Source organism: Pseudomonas sp. MCal1 (assembly GCF_026341415.1).
In the GTDB taxonomy this organism is placed as follows: Bacteria; Pseudomonadota; Gammaproteobacteria; order Pseudomonadales; family Pseudomonadaceae; genus Aquipseudomonas.
The window spans coordinates 148,211-166,275 of record NZ_JAKUMP010000016.1 but is presented as its reverse complement, the minus strand read 5'-3'; the positions used below and the strand labels follow the sequence as shown (position 1 = coordinate 166,275).

Annotated in this window: 17 protein-coding genes; 10 read left to right on the top strand and 7 right to left on the bottom strand. The window is 58.8% G+C overall.

The genetic code is table 11. The features are described from left to right. Positions 1–104: 104 nt before the first annotated feature. The gene (locus MKZ87_RS24700; protein WP_085701299.1) at positions 105–284 is read right to left on the bottom strand and encodes a hypothetical protein; all 180 of its coding nucleotides are present in this window, start codon (positions 282–284) and stop codon (positions 105–107) included. Between the two features lie 68 nt (positions 285–352). Continuing rightward, a complete protein-coding gene (locus tag MKZ87_RS24695; protein ID WP_085701298.1) occupies positions 353–940 on the bottom strand; it encodes a TIGR00730 family Rossman fold protein in 588 nt (195 codons plus the stop codon). A gap of 338 nt (positions 941–1,278) precedes the next feature. Here MKZ87_RS24695 and azu point away from each other — a divergent pair, with 338 nt between their 5' ends. Beyond that, positions 1,279–1,725 (top strand): azurin, encoded by a 447-nt coding sequence (azu, locus tag MKZ87_RS24690; protein WP_085701297.1) that lies wholly within the window; start codon positions 1,279–1,281, stop codon positions 1,723–1,725. 55 nt (positions 1,726–1,780) lie between these two features. Here azu and nadE read toward each other — a convergent pair whose 3' ends face one another. From nadE to MKZ87_RS24670, 4 genes are all read right to left on the bottom strand, one after another. Further along, the gene (gene nadE, locus MKZ87_RS24685) at positions 1,781–2,608 is read right to left on the bottom strand and encodes an ammonia-dependent NAD(+) synthetase (protein WP_085701296.1); all 828 of its coding nucleotides are present in this window, start codon (positions 2,606–2,608) and stop codon (positions 1,781–1,783) included. Between the two features lie 4 nt (positions 2,609–2,612). Continuing rightward, entirely contained in the window at positions 2,613–3,836 is a 1,224-nt protein-coding gene (pncB, locus tag MKZ87_RS24680; protein ID WP_266202094.1) for a nicotinate phosphoribosyltransferase, read from the bottom strand. A 301-nt stretch (positions 3,837–4,137) separates the two neighbouring features. Beyond that, the gene (locus tag MKZ87_RS24675; RefSeq protein ID WP_266202093.1) at positions 4,138–4,407 is read right to left on the bottom strand and encodes a hypothetical protein; all 270 of its coding nucleotides are present in this window, start codon (positions 4,405–4,407) and stop codon (positions 4,138–4,140) included. A gap of 136 nt (positions 4,408–4,543) precedes the next feature. Then, positions 4,544–6,004 (bottom strand): alanine/glycine:cation symporter family protein, encoded by a 1,461-nt coding sequence (locus MKZ87_RS24670; protein ID WP_266202092.1) that lies wholly within the window; start codon positions 6,002–6,004, stop codon positions 4,544–4,546. A 176-nt stretch (positions 6,005–6,180) separates the two neighbouring features. Here MKZ87_RS24670 and MKZ87_RS24665 point away from each other — a divergent pair, with 176 nt between their 5' ends. Then, entirely contained in the window at positions 6,181–6,990 is an 810-nt protein-coding gene (locus MKZ87_RS24665) for a helix-turn-helix domain-containing protein (protein ID WP_085701293.1), read from the top strand. A gap of 3 nt (positions 6,991–6,993) precedes the next feature. Here MKZ87_RS24665 and MKZ87_RS24660 read toward each other — a convergent pair whose 3' ends face one another. Beyond that, on the bottom strand, positions 6,994–7,896 hold the full coding sequence (locus tag MKZ87_RS24660; protein WP_085703413.1) for a LysR family transcriptional regulator: 903 nt from the start codon (positions 7,894–7,896) through the stop codon (positions 6,994–6,996). 161 nt (positions 7,897–8,057) lie between these two features. Here MKZ87_RS24660 and MKZ87_RS24655 point away from each other — a divergent pair, with 161 nt between their 5' ends. From MKZ87_RS24655 to MKZ87_RS24620, 8 genes are all read left to right on the top strand, one after another. Continuing rightward, the gene (locus MKZ87_RS24655) at positions 8,058–9,548 is read left to right on the top strand and encodes an aldehyde dehydrogenase family protein (RefSeq protein ID WP_266202091.1); all 1,491 of its coding nucleotides are present in this window, start codon (positions 8,058–8,060) and stop codon (positions 9,546–9,548) included. Positions 9,549–9,713: 165 nt separating this feature from the next. Beyond that, the gene (locus tag MKZ87_RS24650; RefSeq protein ID WP_266202090.1) at positions 9,714–10,997 is read left to right on the top strand and encodes an NAD(P)/FAD-dependent oxidoreductase; all 1,284 of its coding nucleotides are present in this window, start codon (positions 9,714–9,716) and stop codon (positions 10,995–10,997) included. 364 nt (positions 10,998–11,361) lie between these two features. Then, complete coding sequence (locus MKZ87_RS24645; protein ID WP_085701290.1) at positions 11,362–12,495, top strand: ABC transporter substrate-binding protein; 1,134 nt, start codon at positions 11,362–11,364, stop codon at positions 12,493–12,495. 256 nt (positions 12,496–12,751) lie between these two features. Next, positions 12,752–13,666: an ABC transporter permease subunit gene (locus tag MKZ87_RS24640; RefSeq protein WP_085701289.1), complete on the top strand. Its 915-nt coding sequence runs from the start codon at positions 12,752–12,754 to the stop codon at positions 13,664–13,666. Positions 13,667–13,669: 3 nt separating this feature from the next. Beyond that, a complete protein-coding gene (gene livM / locus MKZ87_RS24635) occupies positions 13,670–14,971 on the top strand; it encodes a high-affinity branched-chain amino acid ABC transporter permease LivM (RefSeq protein WP_085701288.1) in 1,302 nt (433 codons plus the stop codon). After that, a complete protein-coding gene (locus MKZ87_RS24630) occupies positions 14,968–15,840 on the top strand; it encodes an ATP-binding cassette domain-containing protein (RefSeq protein WP_085701287.1) in 873 nt (290 codons plus the stop codon). The genes livM and MKZ87_RS24630 overlap by 4 nt, the downstream gene beginning before the upstream one ends. Next, on the top strand, positions 15,837–16,553 hold the full coding sequence (locus MKZ87_RS24625; protein WP_064388664.1) for an ABC transporter ATP-binding protein: 717 nt from the start codon (positions 15,837–15,839) through the stop codon (positions 16,551–16,553). Before MKZ87_RS24630 ends, MKZ87_RS24625 begins: the two co-directional genes overlap by 4 nt. Before the next feature lie 739 nt (positions 16,554–17,292). Further along, positions 17,293–18,057: an SDR family oxidoreductase gene (locus MKZ87_RS24620; protein ID WP_085701286.1), complete on the top strand. Its 765-nt coding sequence runs from the start codon at positions 17,293–17,295 to the stop codon at positions 18,055–18,057. Positions 18,058–18,065 lie beyond the last annotated feature (8 nt).

Here is an 18,065-nt window from a genome sequence, read left to right as displayed (position 1 = left end):
CTCGCGAAAGCAATATGTCAGTCACATCCATCGTGAATGTCACGGCGCTTTCGCAAGCAAGCCCGCTCCCACAGGAATTGCGTTCAGTGGTCCTGCGGTATTGCTCAGGCCTCGGGTGCCTGGTCTTTCGGTGCCTCAACATCATCATCGGTCGCCACTTCACCGTCAGGGTTCAGTGCCGCTTCTTCAGCCATCTGTTTCTTGCGCTGAAGCTTTTCCTCTTTCTTCTGTTCCTTGGCCAGGTCACGTTGACGTTTGGCGAAGGAGTAATTGGGTTTGGCCATGGGCGATCCTCTGGGGTCGAAGGTGAGGTTGAGCGGCGCGTATTCTGCCCTGTATCGGTGCCCGGCGGTTAACCGGGTTTCTGGTCGACCCATTTGGGCGTGACGGTGGGCTTCCAGTTATCGAGGGCTTCGAGCAGCGTTTGAGGCGATTCACTCACTTGCAGCATGTCACGGTGTGGTGCGCGAACGAAGCCTTCGCCGACGATGTGATCGAGAAATGCAGTGAGTTTGCTGTAGAAACCGTTCACTTCCAGCAGGCCGAGCGGCTTGCCGTGGTAGCCGAGCTGGCCCCAGGTCCAGACTTCGAACAGCTCTTCCAGGGTGCCGAGGCCGCCGGGAAGGGCGATGAACGCATCGCTGAGTTCGGCCATCCGCGCCTTGCGCGCGTGCATGCCGTCGACTACTTCCAGACGTGTCAGGCTTTTGTGACCGATTTCCTTGTCCATCAGGCTCTGCGGGATGATGCCGATCACTTCGCCACCGGCCGCCAGCGCGGCATCGGCGACAATCCCCATCAGGCCGACGGCGCCACCGCCATAGACCAGGGTCAGCTTACGTTCGGCGATAGCCTTGCCGAGGGCAATGGCGGCTTCGGTGTACGCCGGGGTGGTGCCGGCGTTGGCACCGCAAAATACACAAACGGATGTGAGAGACATGCCTTCCTCCTGGGTCAATCGGTCACAGGGTAATGGCTGGCACGCCCTGATCCAAGGGCTAGACTTCGTGTTTCGGGGTTTCATAAGTACCGCTGGCACCACAGGCGTAGGCGGCGAGCAGACTGCACAACAGGCTGTTGAAGGACATGACGGATGCTCCGGTTGAGTTGAGCCCTGAAGATACGTCCCGCCCAAACGTCTGGCTGTTAGATTGTTTCGATGAGTGTCATAGCCTGAAAGTTGTATACAATTTTTGACTCAAGTCATAGGAACTTGCGAAGATTTCAGGCAGTCTTCCAACCATTCGTGTTTTGTTAACCCTGCCTTGGAGATTCACCATGTTTTCCAAAGTTGTTGCGGTATCCCTGCTGGCGCTGGCCAGCAGCCAATTGATGGCTGCCGAGTGCAAAACCACCGTTGACTCCACCGACCAGATGTCCTTCAACACCAAGGAGATCGTGATCGACAAGAGCTGCAAGACCTTCACCGTCGAACTGACCCACTCCGGCAGCCTGCCGAAGAACGTCATGGGCCATAACCTGGTGATCAGCAAAGAAGCCGACATGCAGCCGATCGCCACCGACGGCCTGGCCGCCGGCATCGACAAGAACTACCTGAAGGACGGCGACGAGCGCGTCATCGCTCACACCAAAATCATCGGCGCCAAGGAAACCGACTCGCTGACCATCGACGTATCCAAGTTGAAGGCTGACGAAAAGTACGGCTTCTTCTGCTCGTTCCCGGGCCACATCTCGATGATGAAAGGCACCGTGACCCTGAAGTAAGCAACACAAGGTCAAAAAAAAGCGTCCCGAGGGACGCTTTTTTTATGCCCGGAATTCAAGGCGCAAACGGCATGACGCGCTTGTGATGAGTCTTTTTGTAGGTGTTGACGATGATGTCGAACGCCTCCTGACGCACCGGCTCGCCGTGCAGGAAAGCGTCGATCTCGGCGTAGGTCACGCCGTGGGACGCTTCGTCCGGTTTGCCCGGCGACAGGTCTTCCAGATCCGCCGTCGGCACTTTTTCCACCAGCGATTCCGGTGCCCCGAAGCTGCGGGCGATGGCCCGGACCTGGTTTTTCACCAGACCGCTCAGCGGTGCCAGATCGCAGGCGCCGTCACCGAACTTGGTGAAGAAACCCATTACCGCTTCCGCCGCGTGGTCGGTGCCGATCACCAGACCATGCGCCGCGCCGGCGATCGTGTACTGGGCGACCATGCGCATCCGCGCCTTGGTGTTGCCGAGCACGAAATCCACCGACACCGCGTGCTTGCCTTCGAAGGCTGCGACTTCGCTGGCCAGGGATTTCACTGCCGGGCCGATGTTGACGGTATGGCGCTCGTCCGGGGCGATGAAGTCCACCGAAGCCTGGGCATCGTGCTCATCGAACTGCACGTCGTACGGCAGGCGCACGGCGATGAACTTGTAGGCCTCGTCGCCGGTGCGCTCGCGCAGTTCACGTACGGCGCGCTGGGCCAGCAGACCTGCGGTCAGCGAGTCGACACCGCCGCTGATGCCCAGCACCAGGGTCTTGAGCCCGGAATTGGTCAGGCAGTCCTGGATGAAGGTGATGCGTCGGGCGACTTCCGCTTCGAGGGCCTGGTAATCGGCGAACGGCGGCTGAACGTTGAGCTGTTCAGCAATCTCACGCTGTACGGCTTGCATGAATTCACTCCTTGCTAGAAAGGCTGGAAACGGCAGGAACCTGGAAAACGTGTCGCAAATAGGCGACGAAATTCGGGTCTTTGCAGTAGGTCTTGCCTGGCTCGTCGGAGATCTTCGCCACCGGTTGGCCGTTGCAGGCGGTCATTTTAAGCACGATGCTCATCGGTTCGACACCCGGAATGTCACAGGTCAGGTTGGTGCCGATGCCGAAGCTGACATTGATCCGCCCCCGCAGTGCCCGGAAGATCTCCAGCGACTTGGGCAGCGTCAGGCTGTCGGAGAACACCAGAGTCTTGCTCATCGGATCGATGCCGAGCTTGTGATAGTGGGCGATGCATTTTTCGCCCCACAGCACCGGATCCCCGGAATCGTGGCGCAAGCCGTCGAATAGCTTGGCGAAGAACAGATCGAAGTCGCCGAGGAAGGCATCGGTGGTGATGCAGTCGGTCAGGGCGATTCCCAGCAGGCCGCGGTACTCGCGGACCCAGCAATCGAGGGCGGCAATCTGGCTGTCGATCAGTCGCGGGCCGAGTTGCTGGTGCGCCATGATCCACTCGTGGGCCATGGTGCCCAGTGGTTTCATGTCCAGCTCGCGGGACAGGTGCACGTTGCTGGTGCCGACAAAACGCCCGGGGAAATCGTGCTTGAGCACGTTCACCACTTCTTCCTGCACCCGGTAGGAAAACCGTCGACGGGTGCCGAAATCGGCGACCTGCAACTGCGACAGTTCTTCGGCCGAGGCGTTGGCGGTCAGCCAGTCGAACTTGCGGTAAAGCTGTTCGCGGGCCTGTTCCAGCAGCGTTTCGCGGTAGCGATAGCGGTTGCGCACTTCACTGACGATCGCCAGCAGCGGCACTTCAAACAGAATCACATGCAACCACGGCCCGCGCAGGCGGATGAACAGCTCGCCGTTCTCGATGCCGGTGTGCAGGTAGCGCAGGTTGAAACGGAACAGACCGAGGAAACGCAGGAAATCCGGCTTGAGGAACGAGATGCGCTCGAGAAAGCTCAACTGATCGGCGCTCAGACTCAACTCGGCCAGGCGCTCGACCTGAAAGCGGATCTCCGCCAGATACGGACGCAGATCCTCACTGTTACGGCAACGGAACTCCCATTCGACTTCGACGTTGGGGTAGTTGTGCAGCACCGCCTGCATCATCGTCAGTTTGTAGAAGTCGGTGTCGAGCAGGTTCTGCACGATGCGATCGGCAAATACACTCTCGCTCATAACGGGGTCTCCAGGCGGGCCGCGCATTGGCGCGGTATCAATCAATGGCGCTAGTGGCGCATATCCTGAATGAAGATTGCTAGCGATTTTTTGCTCGGTGGCCTGCTTTCGTCTTTGAAGGCTTTCGCTTTTTTTTCCTGAAGCAGTTTTTTGTTCGGGATACACATCGAGCGCGGCTTGAATGACCCGCTCAAGTCGCTCCCAGCTTTTTATGTACTCTTCGAGAAGCGAATGCCTAGGGATGAGATTTGTTTCAACCGCTTTGATCATTGCTGCCCTGAGCATTGCATAAGTGGCTGCTTCAGGCATTGGCGAAGCCCCCCTTGAAGGAAAGCTGATCGAGTGTGTCAACGCCATCCTGAAGCAATACATAAACTGGGAGTAGCAGTCGGTAAAGATCTGAGTCATTGATGTCCTTGATGGTTACGGATGTCAGAGTCTCTAAAAGGTCGACAGCCGCGCGGATTCTGAAACTGGCATCTTCGAATAGTTCGCTGGGCGCGGCGTGTGTATCTATTAAATAGGTCGGGCTGTTGGTCGAGTTGGCTTTAAGTGGGGAATAACGATTCATCGGGCGCGTCCTGATAATTGTTTTCGGCTTAATGAGTAGAAGAGCTGTTTGTTCTTTAATTCGATTCGGTGAAGTACTTGTGTATTGGTTAGCTGAGCCATCGCGGGTCAAATGGCTCAGCACTCGGCCTGATTTTTCAAGCTGATCGTGTAGTTGCTTCGTTGGTTACCGATGACGAACTGCGATTTATTGTTTGTACTTCCCTTGGTTGCGGCGGCCAGGCCAATGGGTCGAGATCAAGATCAAGAAACTTGCTGGAGTCGAAAAGGGGCGTCTTGATTCCGATACGACGCTGCTCGTCGTAATCTCGCAAGATCCGCAGGCAAACTTTAAACAGCAGTGCCATGGATACAAGGTTGACCAGCGCCAGCAACGTCATGGTGATGTCGGCGAAAGCAAGCACGGTCGAAAGATCCTCTACCGCCCCCCATAACACCAAAACCAATACCAGCGATCGGTAGAAGAACAGCGTTTTTCGGGGTTCGCCAAACATGAACCGAAGGCTGTTTTCCCCGAGGTAGTAGTTGTAGAGCATCGCCGTGAAGACGAACAGCGCCAGCACCACACTGATGAACATTCGCCCCCATTCACCGACCACGGCTGCCAACGAGTTTTGCGCCAGCGCAACGCCGTCGCCCTCAAATCCCGGCGAGTAGAAACCCGAAAGCAAAATGAGTAATGCCGTGCACGTACAAATCACGAACGTGTCGATGAATACGCTGAATGCCTGCACGACGCCCTGTGCCACCGGATGGTCGGTTTTCGCCACGGCAGCAACATTGGGAGCGCTGCCCAGTCCCGCTTCATTGGAAAACACGCCGCGTCTCACCCCCATGACTATTGCGCCGCCGACCAATCCACCAAAGGCCTGATCCAGGCCGAATGCACTGCGGATGATGGTCATCAGCATTGGCGCAACCTGATCGAACTGCAGCACGATCACATAGCTCGTAACGCCGATGTAAGCGAGAACCTTCAGCGGCACCAACAGGTCGGCTACGGCAGCTATTCGTTTTATCCCGCCCATGAAAACTACCCCGAGCAGTAGCGCCAATATGAGCCCTGACCCTATCGGCGCCAGACCGAAAGCGTCTTTCAGCGAATGTGAGACCGCATGTGATTCGAGACCATTGATTGCAAATCCAAACGTCACCAGCAGCAGAAGTGCTGCAATTGATCCGAGCCAGCGTTTGCCCAGTCCGTGCTCGATGTACCAGGAGGGCCCGCCTCGAAACAGGCCATTCCCATCGCTACGTTTGTAGAGCTGGCCCAGTGTGCATTCGAAGAAGCTGCTCGACATGCCGAGCAACGCTGTCATCCACATCCAGAACACGGCACCGGGGCCCCCCATGCTCACAGCAATCCCTACCCCGACGATGTTGCCCGTGCCCACCCGCCCGGCGAGGCTGAGGGTCAATGCCTGAAGCGAACTCAGTTGGCGACTGCCGCTGCGCCAACTGCCCGGTAAAACGGTAAACATGTGCAGGAAATATCTGAACTGGACAAACCTTGATCGGATGGTGAAATAGCTACCCAGTCCAAGGACTACAGGGATCAAAACCTTTCCCGAAAGAAAGTCGTTGATGATGTCTAGCATTCAAAGCTCCTTGCTATTGAAAGTGCTGGCGTTTTTTATTGGCTGGTCAATTCCTGAAACCTTTCAGGGCTCGTAATATCCGGCCATATTTCGTTGGGCGCAATTTCGCAAGTTGCTTAAAAGTGATGCGGGTTGCTGCTATGTTTGTGTCTTCTAAAATCGTTTCAGGAATATTTATGTGGGAGTTTCTTCCAGCTAACTTAAGGCTTTTGTGCAGTCACTACAGATCTGTCGCGGAAGTCTGTAGGAAGATTCGAATTAATCGTGGGCAATTTAATAAGTATCTATGTGGGAATAGTGTGCCTACAGCTTTCAACTTGAAAAGAATCTGCGACTTTTTCGGAGTCGAGGCGTTTGAAATAGCGCTTCCGACAGAGCAATTCATCACACTGATCGGCATGAGATCGAGGAAGCCCGGTACGGTCGAAGAACAAACTGCTTCGCAGAGAATGCTTGGACACCTGCGTCAACACTCCTCGCCGGAACTCAAGGCGCATACTGGTTACTACTATGAGTACTACCACGCTATGACGGAGCCTGGCTCGATCCTGTGCTCGCTGGTGCACGTCCGTGAAGAGGGATCAGACATCGTCTATGAGCGAAACGAGTGCTTACAGATTGCGGGTGCCGAAGGTGAGTTTGAAAGGTATCGATACATCGGGTTCGCTTACTACCTCAGAGATCGCCTGTTCCTTATCGACTACGAGTCACTGACCTCGAACGAGATCAGCCAGACCATTCTCATACCAAGCTTCAAGAGCTGCATCACTCGGCTTAACGGTCTGAAAATGGGCGTGTCCGCTGCGGATAATCGTGCTCCGGCTTGTTCGCGAGTCGTTTGGGAATATCTGGGCCAGGAAATCAATCGGATCGATGCCTATCGCCGAGTACGTCTTTATGACGTTGATGATCCGGTTATCGATGACGACCTGCGTGCGCGACTCACTCAAACCAAAGTCGTGGATGGGTTGTTTGTTATTGCCTGACCTTTAGCCAATAGGACTGTCGATCTGCTCCAGCATCCACTTCACGAAATCCCGTACCTTGGGCACTTCCGCCGCGTGTTCCGGGTAGGCCAGGTAATACGCATCGCTGCTGGGCATTGCATGCTGCCAGGGAATGATCAGTTTGCCGTCGGCCAATTCCTCTTCCACCAGAAACCTCGGCAGCAGGGCGACGCCGCAACCGACCTGCGCGGCGCGGATGCACATATAAAAGGTTTCGAAGCGCGGGCCGTGGTAGCTGTGCTCGGTCTGGTAGCCCTGGCTGTCGAACCAGTCGTGCCACGCTTGCGGGCGCGAAGCATTCTGCAGCAGGACCATATCGGTGAGTTGCGTTGGATCAGTCAACGGCGTGTCCGGCAGGCTGCCGGGCGCGCAGACCGGCACCAACTCTTCGCCGAACAACTTCAGGCATTCGGTGCCGGGGCGTGAACCCTGGCCGAAATAGAACGCCAGATCGCTGCGCCCTTGCAGCAAATCATCGGCTTCCTGTTCGTTGCACAGATCCAGATGAATCGACGGATGGCGCAGGCGCCAGCCCTTGAGGCGCGGCACCAGCCAGCGTGCGCCGAAGGTCGAGGGCGTCGAAACGCGCAGGACTTCGGTCTCGCCGCCGTAGGAACGCAGGTAATGGGTCGACATCTCGACCTGGGTCAGTATTTTTCTGACTTCCACCAGGTACAGATCGCCAGCCGGGGTCATCTGCAAACGGCGGCGCACCCGGCGGAACAACAAGTGCTGCAGCAATTCTTCGAGCTGCGCCACCTGCTTGCTGACAGCGCTCTGGGTCAGGTTCAGTTCCTCGGCGGCCCGGGTGAAACTCAGGTGCCGGGTCACGGCCTCGAAGCACTGCAACGCGGTGATCGACGGCAAGTGGCGTTTGTTCAGCATGGGCGATCCTTTTCTTGTCTTTCTGCGCAGCATGAATAAACGGAATGATATCTCGCGTAAAGGTCGTTTGTTGCACAGCCTTCCTGACGCTACAACTAAAGGTCTGCCCGGTCGTGAAAACGCGCCCGCACACATTCAGTTTTTTGCTTGAGGAGTGACCCATGGTTGCCGCATTGCTTGATCGTCTAGGTGTGAACCCGGCCCTGTACCAGAACGGCAAAGTGCCGGTGCATTCGCCCATCGACGGCAGCCGCATCGGCGCCGTGAACTGGGAAGGCCCGGCCGAAGTCGAGCAGCACATCAGTCGCGCTGATCATGCGTTCGAACAATGGCGCAAGGTGCCAGCCCCGCGTCGCGGCGAGCTGGTGCGTCAGTTCGGCGAAGTGCTGCGCGAATACAAGACCGAGCTCGGCGAACTGGTGTCCTGGGAAGCGGGCAAGATCACCCAGGAAGGCCTCGGTGAAGTGCAGGAGATGATCGACATCTGCGACTTCGCCGTCGGTCTGTCCCGCCAGTTGTACGGTTTGACCATCGCCTCCGAGCGCCCGGGCCACCACATGCGTGAAACCTGGCATCCGCTGGGCGTGGTTGGCGTGATCAGTGCATTCAACTTCCCGGTCGCGGTGTGGGCGTGGAACACCACGCTGGCGCTGGTCTGCGGCAACCCGGTGGTGTGGAAACCTTCGGAGAAAACCCCGCTGACCGCGCTGGCCTGTCAGGCGCTGTTCGAACGCGTACTGAAGAATTTCAGCGATGCCCCGGCGCACTTGAGCCAGGTAATCATCGGCGGTCGCGATGCCGGCGAAGCGCTGGTGGATGACCCGCGTGTCGCGCTGATCAGCGCCACCGGCAGCACCCGCATGGGCCGCGAGGTGGCGCCGAAAGTCGCCGCACGCTTTGCCCGCAGCATTCTCGAATTGGGCGGCAACAACGCGATGATTCTCGGCCCGAGCGCCGATCTGGACATGGCCGTGCGCGCCATTCTGTTCAGCGCCGTCGGCACTGCCGGCCAGCGGTGCACCACATTGCGGCGCCTGATCGCCCACGAATCGGTGAAAGATGAGATCGTCACCCGCCTCAAAGCCGCGTACTCCAAAGTCCGCATCGGCCATCCGCTGGAAGGCAACCTGATCGGCCCGCTGATCGACAAGCACAGCTTCGAAAACATGCAGGATGCGCTGGAGCAGGCGCTGAGCGAGGGCGGTCGGGTGTTCGGCGGCAAGCGCCAACTGGAAGATCAATTCCCGAATGCCTACTACGTGTCGCCGGCCATCGTTGAAATGCCGGAGCAGAGCGATGTGGTGTGCAGCGAGACCTTCGCGCCGATCCTTTACGTGGTCGGCTACAGCGATTTCGAAGAGGCGCTGCGCCTGAACAACGCCGTGCCTCAAGGCCTGTCGTCGTGCATCTTCACTACCGATGTGCGTGAGGCAGAGAAATTCATGTCGGCAGTCGGCAGTGACTGCGGCATCGCCAACGTCAATATCGGCCCGAGCGGTGCCGAGATCGGCGGCGCGTTCGGCGGCGAGAAAGAAACCGGCGGCGGTCGAGAGTCGGGCTCGGATGCGTGGCGCGCGTATATGCGCCGGCAGACCAATACCGTGAACTATTCGCTGGAGTTGCCGCTGGCGCAGGGCATAACGTTCGACTGACAGTTTTCTCAAAGCTATTGATCGTTCCCACGCTCTGCGTGGGAATGCTGCACCGAACGCTCCGCGTTCGCTTTCGGGACGCAGAGCGTCCCTGACTGCGTTACCACGCAGAGCGTGGGAACGATCTTTTAGGTGTGTTTGGCAGGTTTCTGTTGGAGTCTGGCAATGCCGTTACGCGAAGAATGTCTGTGGGAAAAACTCACGCCGCAACGTCCGGATAACACGGCGCTCAGGGGCGAGGTCAAGGTTGATGTCTGCGTGATCGGCGCCGGATTTACCGGGCTGTCGGCGGCGCTGCATCTGTTGGAGAAGGGCAAAAGCGTCTGTGTGCTCGAAGCCCATCGCGCCGGGCATGGCGGCTCCGGGCGCAACGTCGGACTGGTGAACGCCGGGATGTGGATCCCGCCGGACGAGATCGAGGCCGGCTTCGGCGAAGCGGTCGGCAGCCAGCTCAACCGCATGCTGGGTGCGGCGCCGGCGCTGGTGTTCAGCCTTGTGGATAAATACAACATCGATTGCCAGTTGCGCCGCGAAGGCACCCTGCACATGGCGCACAACGCCAAGGGTGAGGCGGATCTGCGCAGTCGCGAAGAACAGTGGAAGCGCCGGGGGGCGCCGGTCGAACTGCTGACCGGCAAGGCGTGTGAGCAGGCGACCGGTACGCAAAAGATCGCCGCTGCGCTGCTCGACCGGCGCGCCGGTACGCTCAATCCGATGGCTTATGTCACGGGGCTGGCCAACGCTGTCATCAACCTTGGCGGTCAGATGTTCGATCACTCCCCGGTCGCGCGTCTTGAGCGCCAGGGGCCGAAATGGTCGGTGCAGACCGAACAGGGTTCGGTGCTCACCGAGCAAGTGGTGATCGCCTCCAATGCCTACACCGAAGGCGACTGGACCGAACTCAAACGCAATTTTTTCCCCGGTTACTACTATCAGGTCGCTTCGGTGCCGCTCACCGAAGATGCCGCTCAGGAAATCCTCCCGGGCGGACAGGGCTCGTGGGATACCCGTCAGGTGTTGAGCAGCATCCGCCGTGACAAGGACGGGCGTCTGTTGCTGGGCAGTCTCGGCAACGGTAATCAGAAACCGACGTGGTTCCTCAAGGCCTGGGCCGATCGGGTGCAGCAGCATTACTTCCCCAATCTCAAACCCGTGGAGTGGGAATGCACCTGGACCGGGCGCATCGCTTTCACTCCCGATCACCTGATGCGCCTGTTCGAACCGGCGCCCGGACTGGTGGCCGTCACCGGTTACAACGGCCGTGGCGTGACCACCGGCACTGTGGTCGGCAAAGCCTTCGCCGACTACCTGTGTAACGGAAATCCTCAGGCATTGCCGATTCCCTTCGCACCGATGCAACCCCTGACGGGTGCGGGCTTGCGCAGTTGCCTGTACGAGGCCGGATTCTCGCTGTATCACGCGGGCCAGTGCCTGCGGATCGTCATCTGAGTGTTGAAAATTGTTGCGTGACGCGGCGCTTTTCAATGTAGCGACTAGCCTGTAATGGTGCGGGTTGTAGCAGTCCCGCACCAGCAGTGTGCAGTTCGGTGACGCGGGCTGTTACAGGCTGGTTGCACGTCGTTTGGTGCCGCGGTTGCAATGATGGCGCGTGCGGGTTGCGCCTTGAAAAATAATTGGTTTCACCTTCCGCGGTTTAGACGGTTGCACGCCCAATGAAAATGGGAACGAAACAGTCGAAATAACAAGAAAGCAGCGACTTTTTGAAGAATAAAAAACCGATGGCACGGCCCTTGCTCTGAGCATTCAAGTGAAGTCGCAGTGCCAACTAAAAAAAACCTTGGAGCACCACCTCATGTCCCAGACGTTTTACAAGAAAGGCTTTCTGGCCCTCGCAGTGGCTACTGCGCTGGGTGTTTCTTCGTTTGCACAAGCTGATGTGAAAATCGGCGTGGCGGGTCCGATGACGGGCGCCAACGCGGCATTTGGCGAACAGTACATGAAAGGGGCACAAGCGGCGGCCGACGCGGTAAACGCGGCGGGCGGCGTCAACGGGGAGAAAATCGTTCTGGTCAAGGGCGATGACGCCTGCGAGCCGAAACAGGCGGTGACGGTCGCCAAGGACCTCACCAATCAGAAAGTCGCCGGTGTGGTCGGCCACTTCTGCTCGTCCTCCACCATTCCTGCGTCCGAGATCTACGATGAAGCCGGCATCATCGCGATCACCCCGGGCTCCACCAACCCGCAGGTGACCGAGCGCGGCCTGAGCGCCATGTTCCGCATGTGCGGGCGTGACGACCAGCAAGGCATCGTCGCCGGCGATTACATCGTCGACGTGCTCAAGGGCAAGAAAGTGGCCGTGCTGCACGACAAGGACACCTATGGTCAGGGCCTGGCCGATGCGACCAAGGCTCAGCTGGAAAAACGCGGCGTGAAGCCGGTGCTGTACGAAGGCCTGACCCGTGGTGAAAAAGACTTCAGCGCCGTGGTCACCAAGATCCGCGCGGCCGGTGCCGACGTTGTCTACTTTGGTGGCCTGCATCCGGAAGCCGGTCCACTGGTCAAGCAACTGCGTACCGAAGGCCTGAAAGACGTGAAGTTCATGTCTGACGACGGCATCGTGACCGACGAACTGGTGACCACCGCCGGCGGCCCGCAATACGTCGACGGCGTGCTGATGACCTTCGGCGCCGACCCGCGTCTGCTGCCGGACAGCAAAACCGTGGTAGACGCATTCCGCAAGGCCGGCACCGAGCCTGAAGGCTACACCCTGTACGCCTACGCCTCGATCCAGGCACTGGCCGCCGGTTTCAATGGCGCCAAGTCCAACAATGGCGAAGACGCTGCCAAATGGCTGAAAGCCAACCCGGTCAAGACCGTGATGGGCGAGAAGACCTGGGACGCCAAGGGCGACCTGAAAGTCTCCGACTACGTGGTTTACCAGTGGGACAAGGACGGCAAATATCACCAGCTGGAAAAGCAGAAGTAAGGGCTGACGCGATCAGTTGATCCCACTCATCCCATGTGGGAGCGAGCTTGCTCCGGGCGGCGTTCCGACGAAGACGGAATCACAGGCAACATCCCTGTTGAATGTTTAACCGCTTTCGCGAGCAAGCTCGCTCCCACAGGATCCTGTGGTGGTCGGGCTGACTGCGCTCTGACAATGCTCCGACGTAAATCTGTATTTTTCCTAGAAGAACCGCGCGCCCCCGGGTGCGCAGGTTCTCACTGCGTGAGATTGCGTTATGGATGGTATTTTCCTGCAGCAACTGGTCAACGGCCTGACCCTCGGGTCGGTCTATGGCCTGATCGCCATCGGCTACACAATGGTCTACGGCATCATCGGCATGATTAACTTCGCCCACGGCGAGGTTTACATGATTTCCGCTTACCTCGCGGCAATCAGTCTGGCTCTGCTGGCTTACTTCGGTATCGAATCCTTCCCGCTGCTGATGCTCGGCACACTGGTTTTCACCATCGTCGTCACGGGTGTGTATGGCTGGGTCATCGAACGCATCGCCTACAAACCACTGCGCAACTCGACCCGACTGGCTCCGCTGATCAGTGCCATCGGTATCTCCCTGATCCTGCAAAACTATGCGCAGATCAGCCAGGGCGCCCGCCAACAGGGTGTTCCGACGCTGCTCTCCGGCGCCTGGCGCATCGATGTCGGCTCGGGCTTCGTCCAGCTGACCTACACCAAAGTCTTCATTCTCGTCGCGGCGTTCGTCGGGATGGGCCTGCTGACCTACGTGATCAAGTACACCAAGCTCGGCCGCATGTGCCGCGCTACCCAGCAAGACCGCAAAATGGCATCGATCCTGGGGATCAACACCGACCGGGTGATTTCCTATGTGTTCATCATCGGTGCAGCGATGGCGGCTCTGGCCGGCGTGTTGATCACCATGAACTACGGCACGTTCGACTTCTACGCAGGCTTCGTCATCGGCATCAAGGCGTTTACCGCCGCGGTGCTCGGCGGGATCGGCTCGCTGCCTGGCGCCATGCTCGGCGGGATCATCCTCGGGATCTCCGAGTCGCTGTTCTCGGGCCTGGTCAACTCCGACTACAAAGACGTGTTCAGCTTCTCGCTGCTCGTACTTGTTCTGGTCTTCCGGCCTCAGGGCCTGCTGGGCCGTCCTCTTGTGTCGAAGGTGTAAGCGATGTCTTCAACCACTGCAAAATCCATTGATGTGAAAAAGAGCCTGGTTGAGGCGATTCTCGCCGGTCTGATCGCCCTGATCGTGTTCGGGCCGATTGTCGGCGTGGTACTCGACGGCTACAGCTTCAACCTCGAACCGACCCGCGTGGCGTGGATCATTGCCATCGTCATGGCCGGCCGGTTTGCCCTGAGCCTGTTCCTGCAAACCCCCAGGGGCCTGAAAATCCTCGAAGGATTCGAGAGCTCCGGTTCAGGCGTGCATGTGCTGCCCGCCGATCACAAATCCAGGCTGCGCTGGATCATCCCGCTGCTGATCGTGATCGCCGTGATCGTGCCTTTCGTTTCCAACTCGTACCTGCTGGGCGTGGTCATCCTCGGACTGATCTACGTGCTGCTGGGGCTGGGGCTGAACATCGTGGTCGGTCTCGCCGGGCTGCTCGACCTGGGTTACGTGGCGTTCTACGCCATCGGCGCCTACGGTCTGGCGCTCGGTTACCAGTACCTCGGGCTGGGCTTCTGGACGGTGCTGCCGCTGGCGGCGATCACTGCCGGACTCGCCGGTTGCATCCTCGGTTTCCCGGTGCTGCGCCTGCATGGCGACTACCTGGCGATCGTGACCCTGGGCTTCGGTGAAATCATTCGTCTGGTACTCAACAACTGGCTATCGCTGACTGGCGGCCCTAACGGCATGCCGGCGCCACTGCCGACCTTCTTCGGTCTGGAATTCGGCAAGCGGGCGAAAGATGGAGGAGTGCCGTTCCACGAGTTTTTCGGCATCGCCTACAACCCGGACGTGAAGTATTACTTCATCTATGCGGTGCTGTTCCTGGTGGTGCTGGCTGTGCTTTACATCAAGCATCGTCTGGTGAAAATGCCGGTCGGCCGCGCCTGGGAAGCCCTGCGCGAAGACGAAATCGCCTGCCGCTCGATGGGTTTGAACCACGTGCTGGTCAAGCTCTCGGCGTTCGCCATCGGTGCATCCACGGCGGGTCTGGCGGGTGTGTTCTTCGCCACCTACCAAGGCTTCGTCAACCCGACCTCGTTCACCTTCTTCGAGTCGGCGCTGATCCTCGCCATCGTCGTGCTCGGCGGCATGGGCTCGACCATCGGTGTGGTGATCGCAGCGTTCGTGCTGACCGTCGCCCCGGAACTGCTGCGCGGCTTCGCCGAATACCGCGTGCTGCTGTTCGGGATCCTGATGGTGTTGATGATGATCTGGCGACCGCGCGGGCTGATCCGCATCAGCCGTACCGGGGTCACTCCACGCAAAGGTGCCATTCACTATGAGAGGACTGCGCCATGAGTGAAGTCGTACTCTCTGTTGAAAAACTGATGATGCATTTCGGTGGCATCAAGGCCTTGAGCGATGTCAGCCTGAAGGTCAAACGCAACTCGATCTTTGCCCTGATCGGCCCCAACGGCGCCGGCAAGACCACGGTATTCAACTGCCTGACCGGCTTCTACAAGGCCTCCGGCGGCAAGATCGAACTCAACGTGCGCGGCCGGCAGACCAACGTCATCCAGCTGCTGGGCGAATCGTTCAAGCCGACCGACTTCGTCTCACCGAAAAACTTCGCCAGTCGCCTGTACTACAAGATGTTCGGTGGCACCCATCTGGTGAACCGCGCGGGCCTGGCCCGGACGTTCCAGAACATTCGCCTGTTCAAGGAAATGTCGGTGCTGGAAAACCTGCTGGTGGCGCAGCACATGTGGGTCAACCGCAACATGCTGGCCGGCATCTTCAACACCAAAGGCTATCGCAAGGCTGAAAGCGACGCGCTGGACTGCGCGTTCTACTGGCTGGAAGTGGTGGATCTGGTGGACTGCGCCAACCGTCTGGCCGGTGAACTGTCCTACGGCCAGCAACGCCGTCTGGAAATCGCCCGGGCCATGTGTACGCGGCCGCAGATCATCTGCCTCGACGAACCGGCCGCCGGCCTCAACCCTCAGGAAACCGAAGCGCTGAGCGCGATGATCCGGCTGCTGCGCGACGAGCACGATCTGACCGTGGTGCTGATCGAACACGACATGGGCATGGTAATGAGCATTTCCGATCACATCGTGGTGCTGGACCACGGCATCGTCATCGCCGAGGGCGGTCCGGATGCCATTCGTAACGATCCGAAAGTGATCGCAGCCTACCTGGGCGCCGACGAAGAGGAAGTCGTATGACGCAACCCATCCTCGAACTCAAGGATCTGGACGTGTTCTACGGCCCGATCCAGGCCCTCAAAGGCGTTTCGCTGCAGATCAACGAAGGCGAAACCGTCAGCCTGATCGGCTCCAACGGTGCGGGGAAGTCGACGCTGTTGATGTCGATCTTCGGCCAGCCTCGCGCGGCGGGCGGGCAGATCCTTTATCAGGGCGTGGACATTACCCACAAGTCATCGCACTACATCGCCTCCAACGGCATCGCGCAGTCGCCGGAAGGGCGGCGGGTGTTCCCCGACATGACCGTCGAGGAAAACCTGCTGATGGGCACCATCCCGATCGGCGACAAGTACGCCAAGGAAGACATGCAGCGCATGTTCGAGCTGTTTCCGCGGCTCGAAGAACGCCGCAATCAGCGCGCGATGACCATGTCCGGCGGCGAGCAGCAGATGCTCGCCATCGCCCGGGCGCTGATGAGCCGGCCCAAGCTGTTGCTGCTGGATGAGCCGAGCCTGGGCCTGGCGCCGATCGTGGTGAAACAGATTTTCGCCACCCTGCGGGAGCTGGCGAAAACCGGTATGACCATTTTCCTCGTCGAGCAGAACGCCAACCATGCGTTGAAACTGTCCGACCGGGCCTACGTGATGGTCAACGGCGAGATCCGCCTGACGGGCACCGGCAAGGAGCTGCTGGTGAACGAGGAGGTGCGTAACGCTTACCTCGGCGGTCACTGACCGTTTGGAGTTGTCCACAAGCCCCGATGCGTGAGTGTCGGGGCTTTTTTACGTCTGCTCGTCCACTGAACACCAGGACTTTCGGGAAATTGTGGAAAACAAAATCGCCAACCTGCCAAAGCGCGACATATAGACGCTGCAAATGGCTGTTTTTCCACAGTTTTGACTTGTCCCCGTTTGCTGTGGAGCTGGCTGTGAATAACGTGGGTGTAGCTGGCTGAAAGCCTTGAAAACCGTGGCTTGCAGAGGTGTGTTTGTTTTTTGAACAGTGTGTTTTTGCTGAGGGGAAGGCCCGTTTGTCAACCTTTTTATCGAGGTGAAAAACGACGCGGATCGCTGTGGTCATTCCTGTGGATAAGTCTGTGATTAAACTCTGGAAAGACTCGGCTGAGGGCCGTAATTGCTGGCCTCGCGCAATCATGGCCATGACCGGCCGGTCGTGCGAAATGCTCTTGCCGGCACAACTGATTGTGCAGGGTCAAGCAAAAAACTTTCTGAATCGCCCGCAAAGCCTTGTGTGGCGCGGCTTTGCGCTTTCCCACTTGCCCCCGGAAACTGTGGAAGGGCTTGTGGATAACGTGCGTGCACATGGCTACAGGGCACGTTGCGTATGGCGTAGCGGCCGTTGATCAATTAATGAGCAGGATTCGGTGGTTGCCGGCTAAAGCAGGGCCGGGCATGCTGCCCGCTGATTTTCTATTCCAATGGCTGCCCCTGCGGCCGAAGCAAGGAGAACACGATGTCCAACACCCTGTTTATCACCGGCGCGACCTCCGGTTTTGGTGAAGCCTGTGCCCGTCGTTTTGCCGAGGCCGGCTGGAAACTGGTGCTGACCGGTCGTCGTGAAGAACGCCTCAACGCGCTGTGCGCCGAGCTGTCGAAGCAGACCGAAGTGCATGGGCTGGTGCTGGACGTGCGTGATCGTAAGGCGATGGAGGAGGCGATTGCCAACCTGCCGCCGTCGTTCGCCAAACTGCGCGGCCTGATCAACAACGCCGGGCTGGCGCTGGGCGTGGACCCTGCACCGAAGTGCGACCTCGACGATTGGGACACCATGGTCGACACCAACGTCAAAGGCCTGATGTACAGCACCCGTCTGCTGCTGCCACGCCTGATCGCTCACGGTCGCGGCGCCGGCATCGTCAACCTGGGTTCCATCGCCGGTAACTACCCGTACCCGGGCAGCCACGTCTACGGCGCGACCAAGGCGTTCGTCAAACAGTTCTCGCTGAACCTGCGTTGCGACTTGCAGGGCACTGGCGTGCGCGTCAGCAACATCGAGCCGGGCCTGTGCGAGAGCGAGTTCTCGCTGGTGCGTTTCGGCGGTGATCAGGCGCGTTACGACGCGACCTACGCCGGTGCCGAGCCGATCCAGCCGCAGGACATCGCCGAGACGATTTTCTGGGTACTGAATGCCCCGGCGCACATCAACATCAACAGCCTGGAACTGATGCCGGTCAGCCAGACCTGGGCGGGTTTTGCCATCGAGCGCAACAAGGCTTGAACCGGATA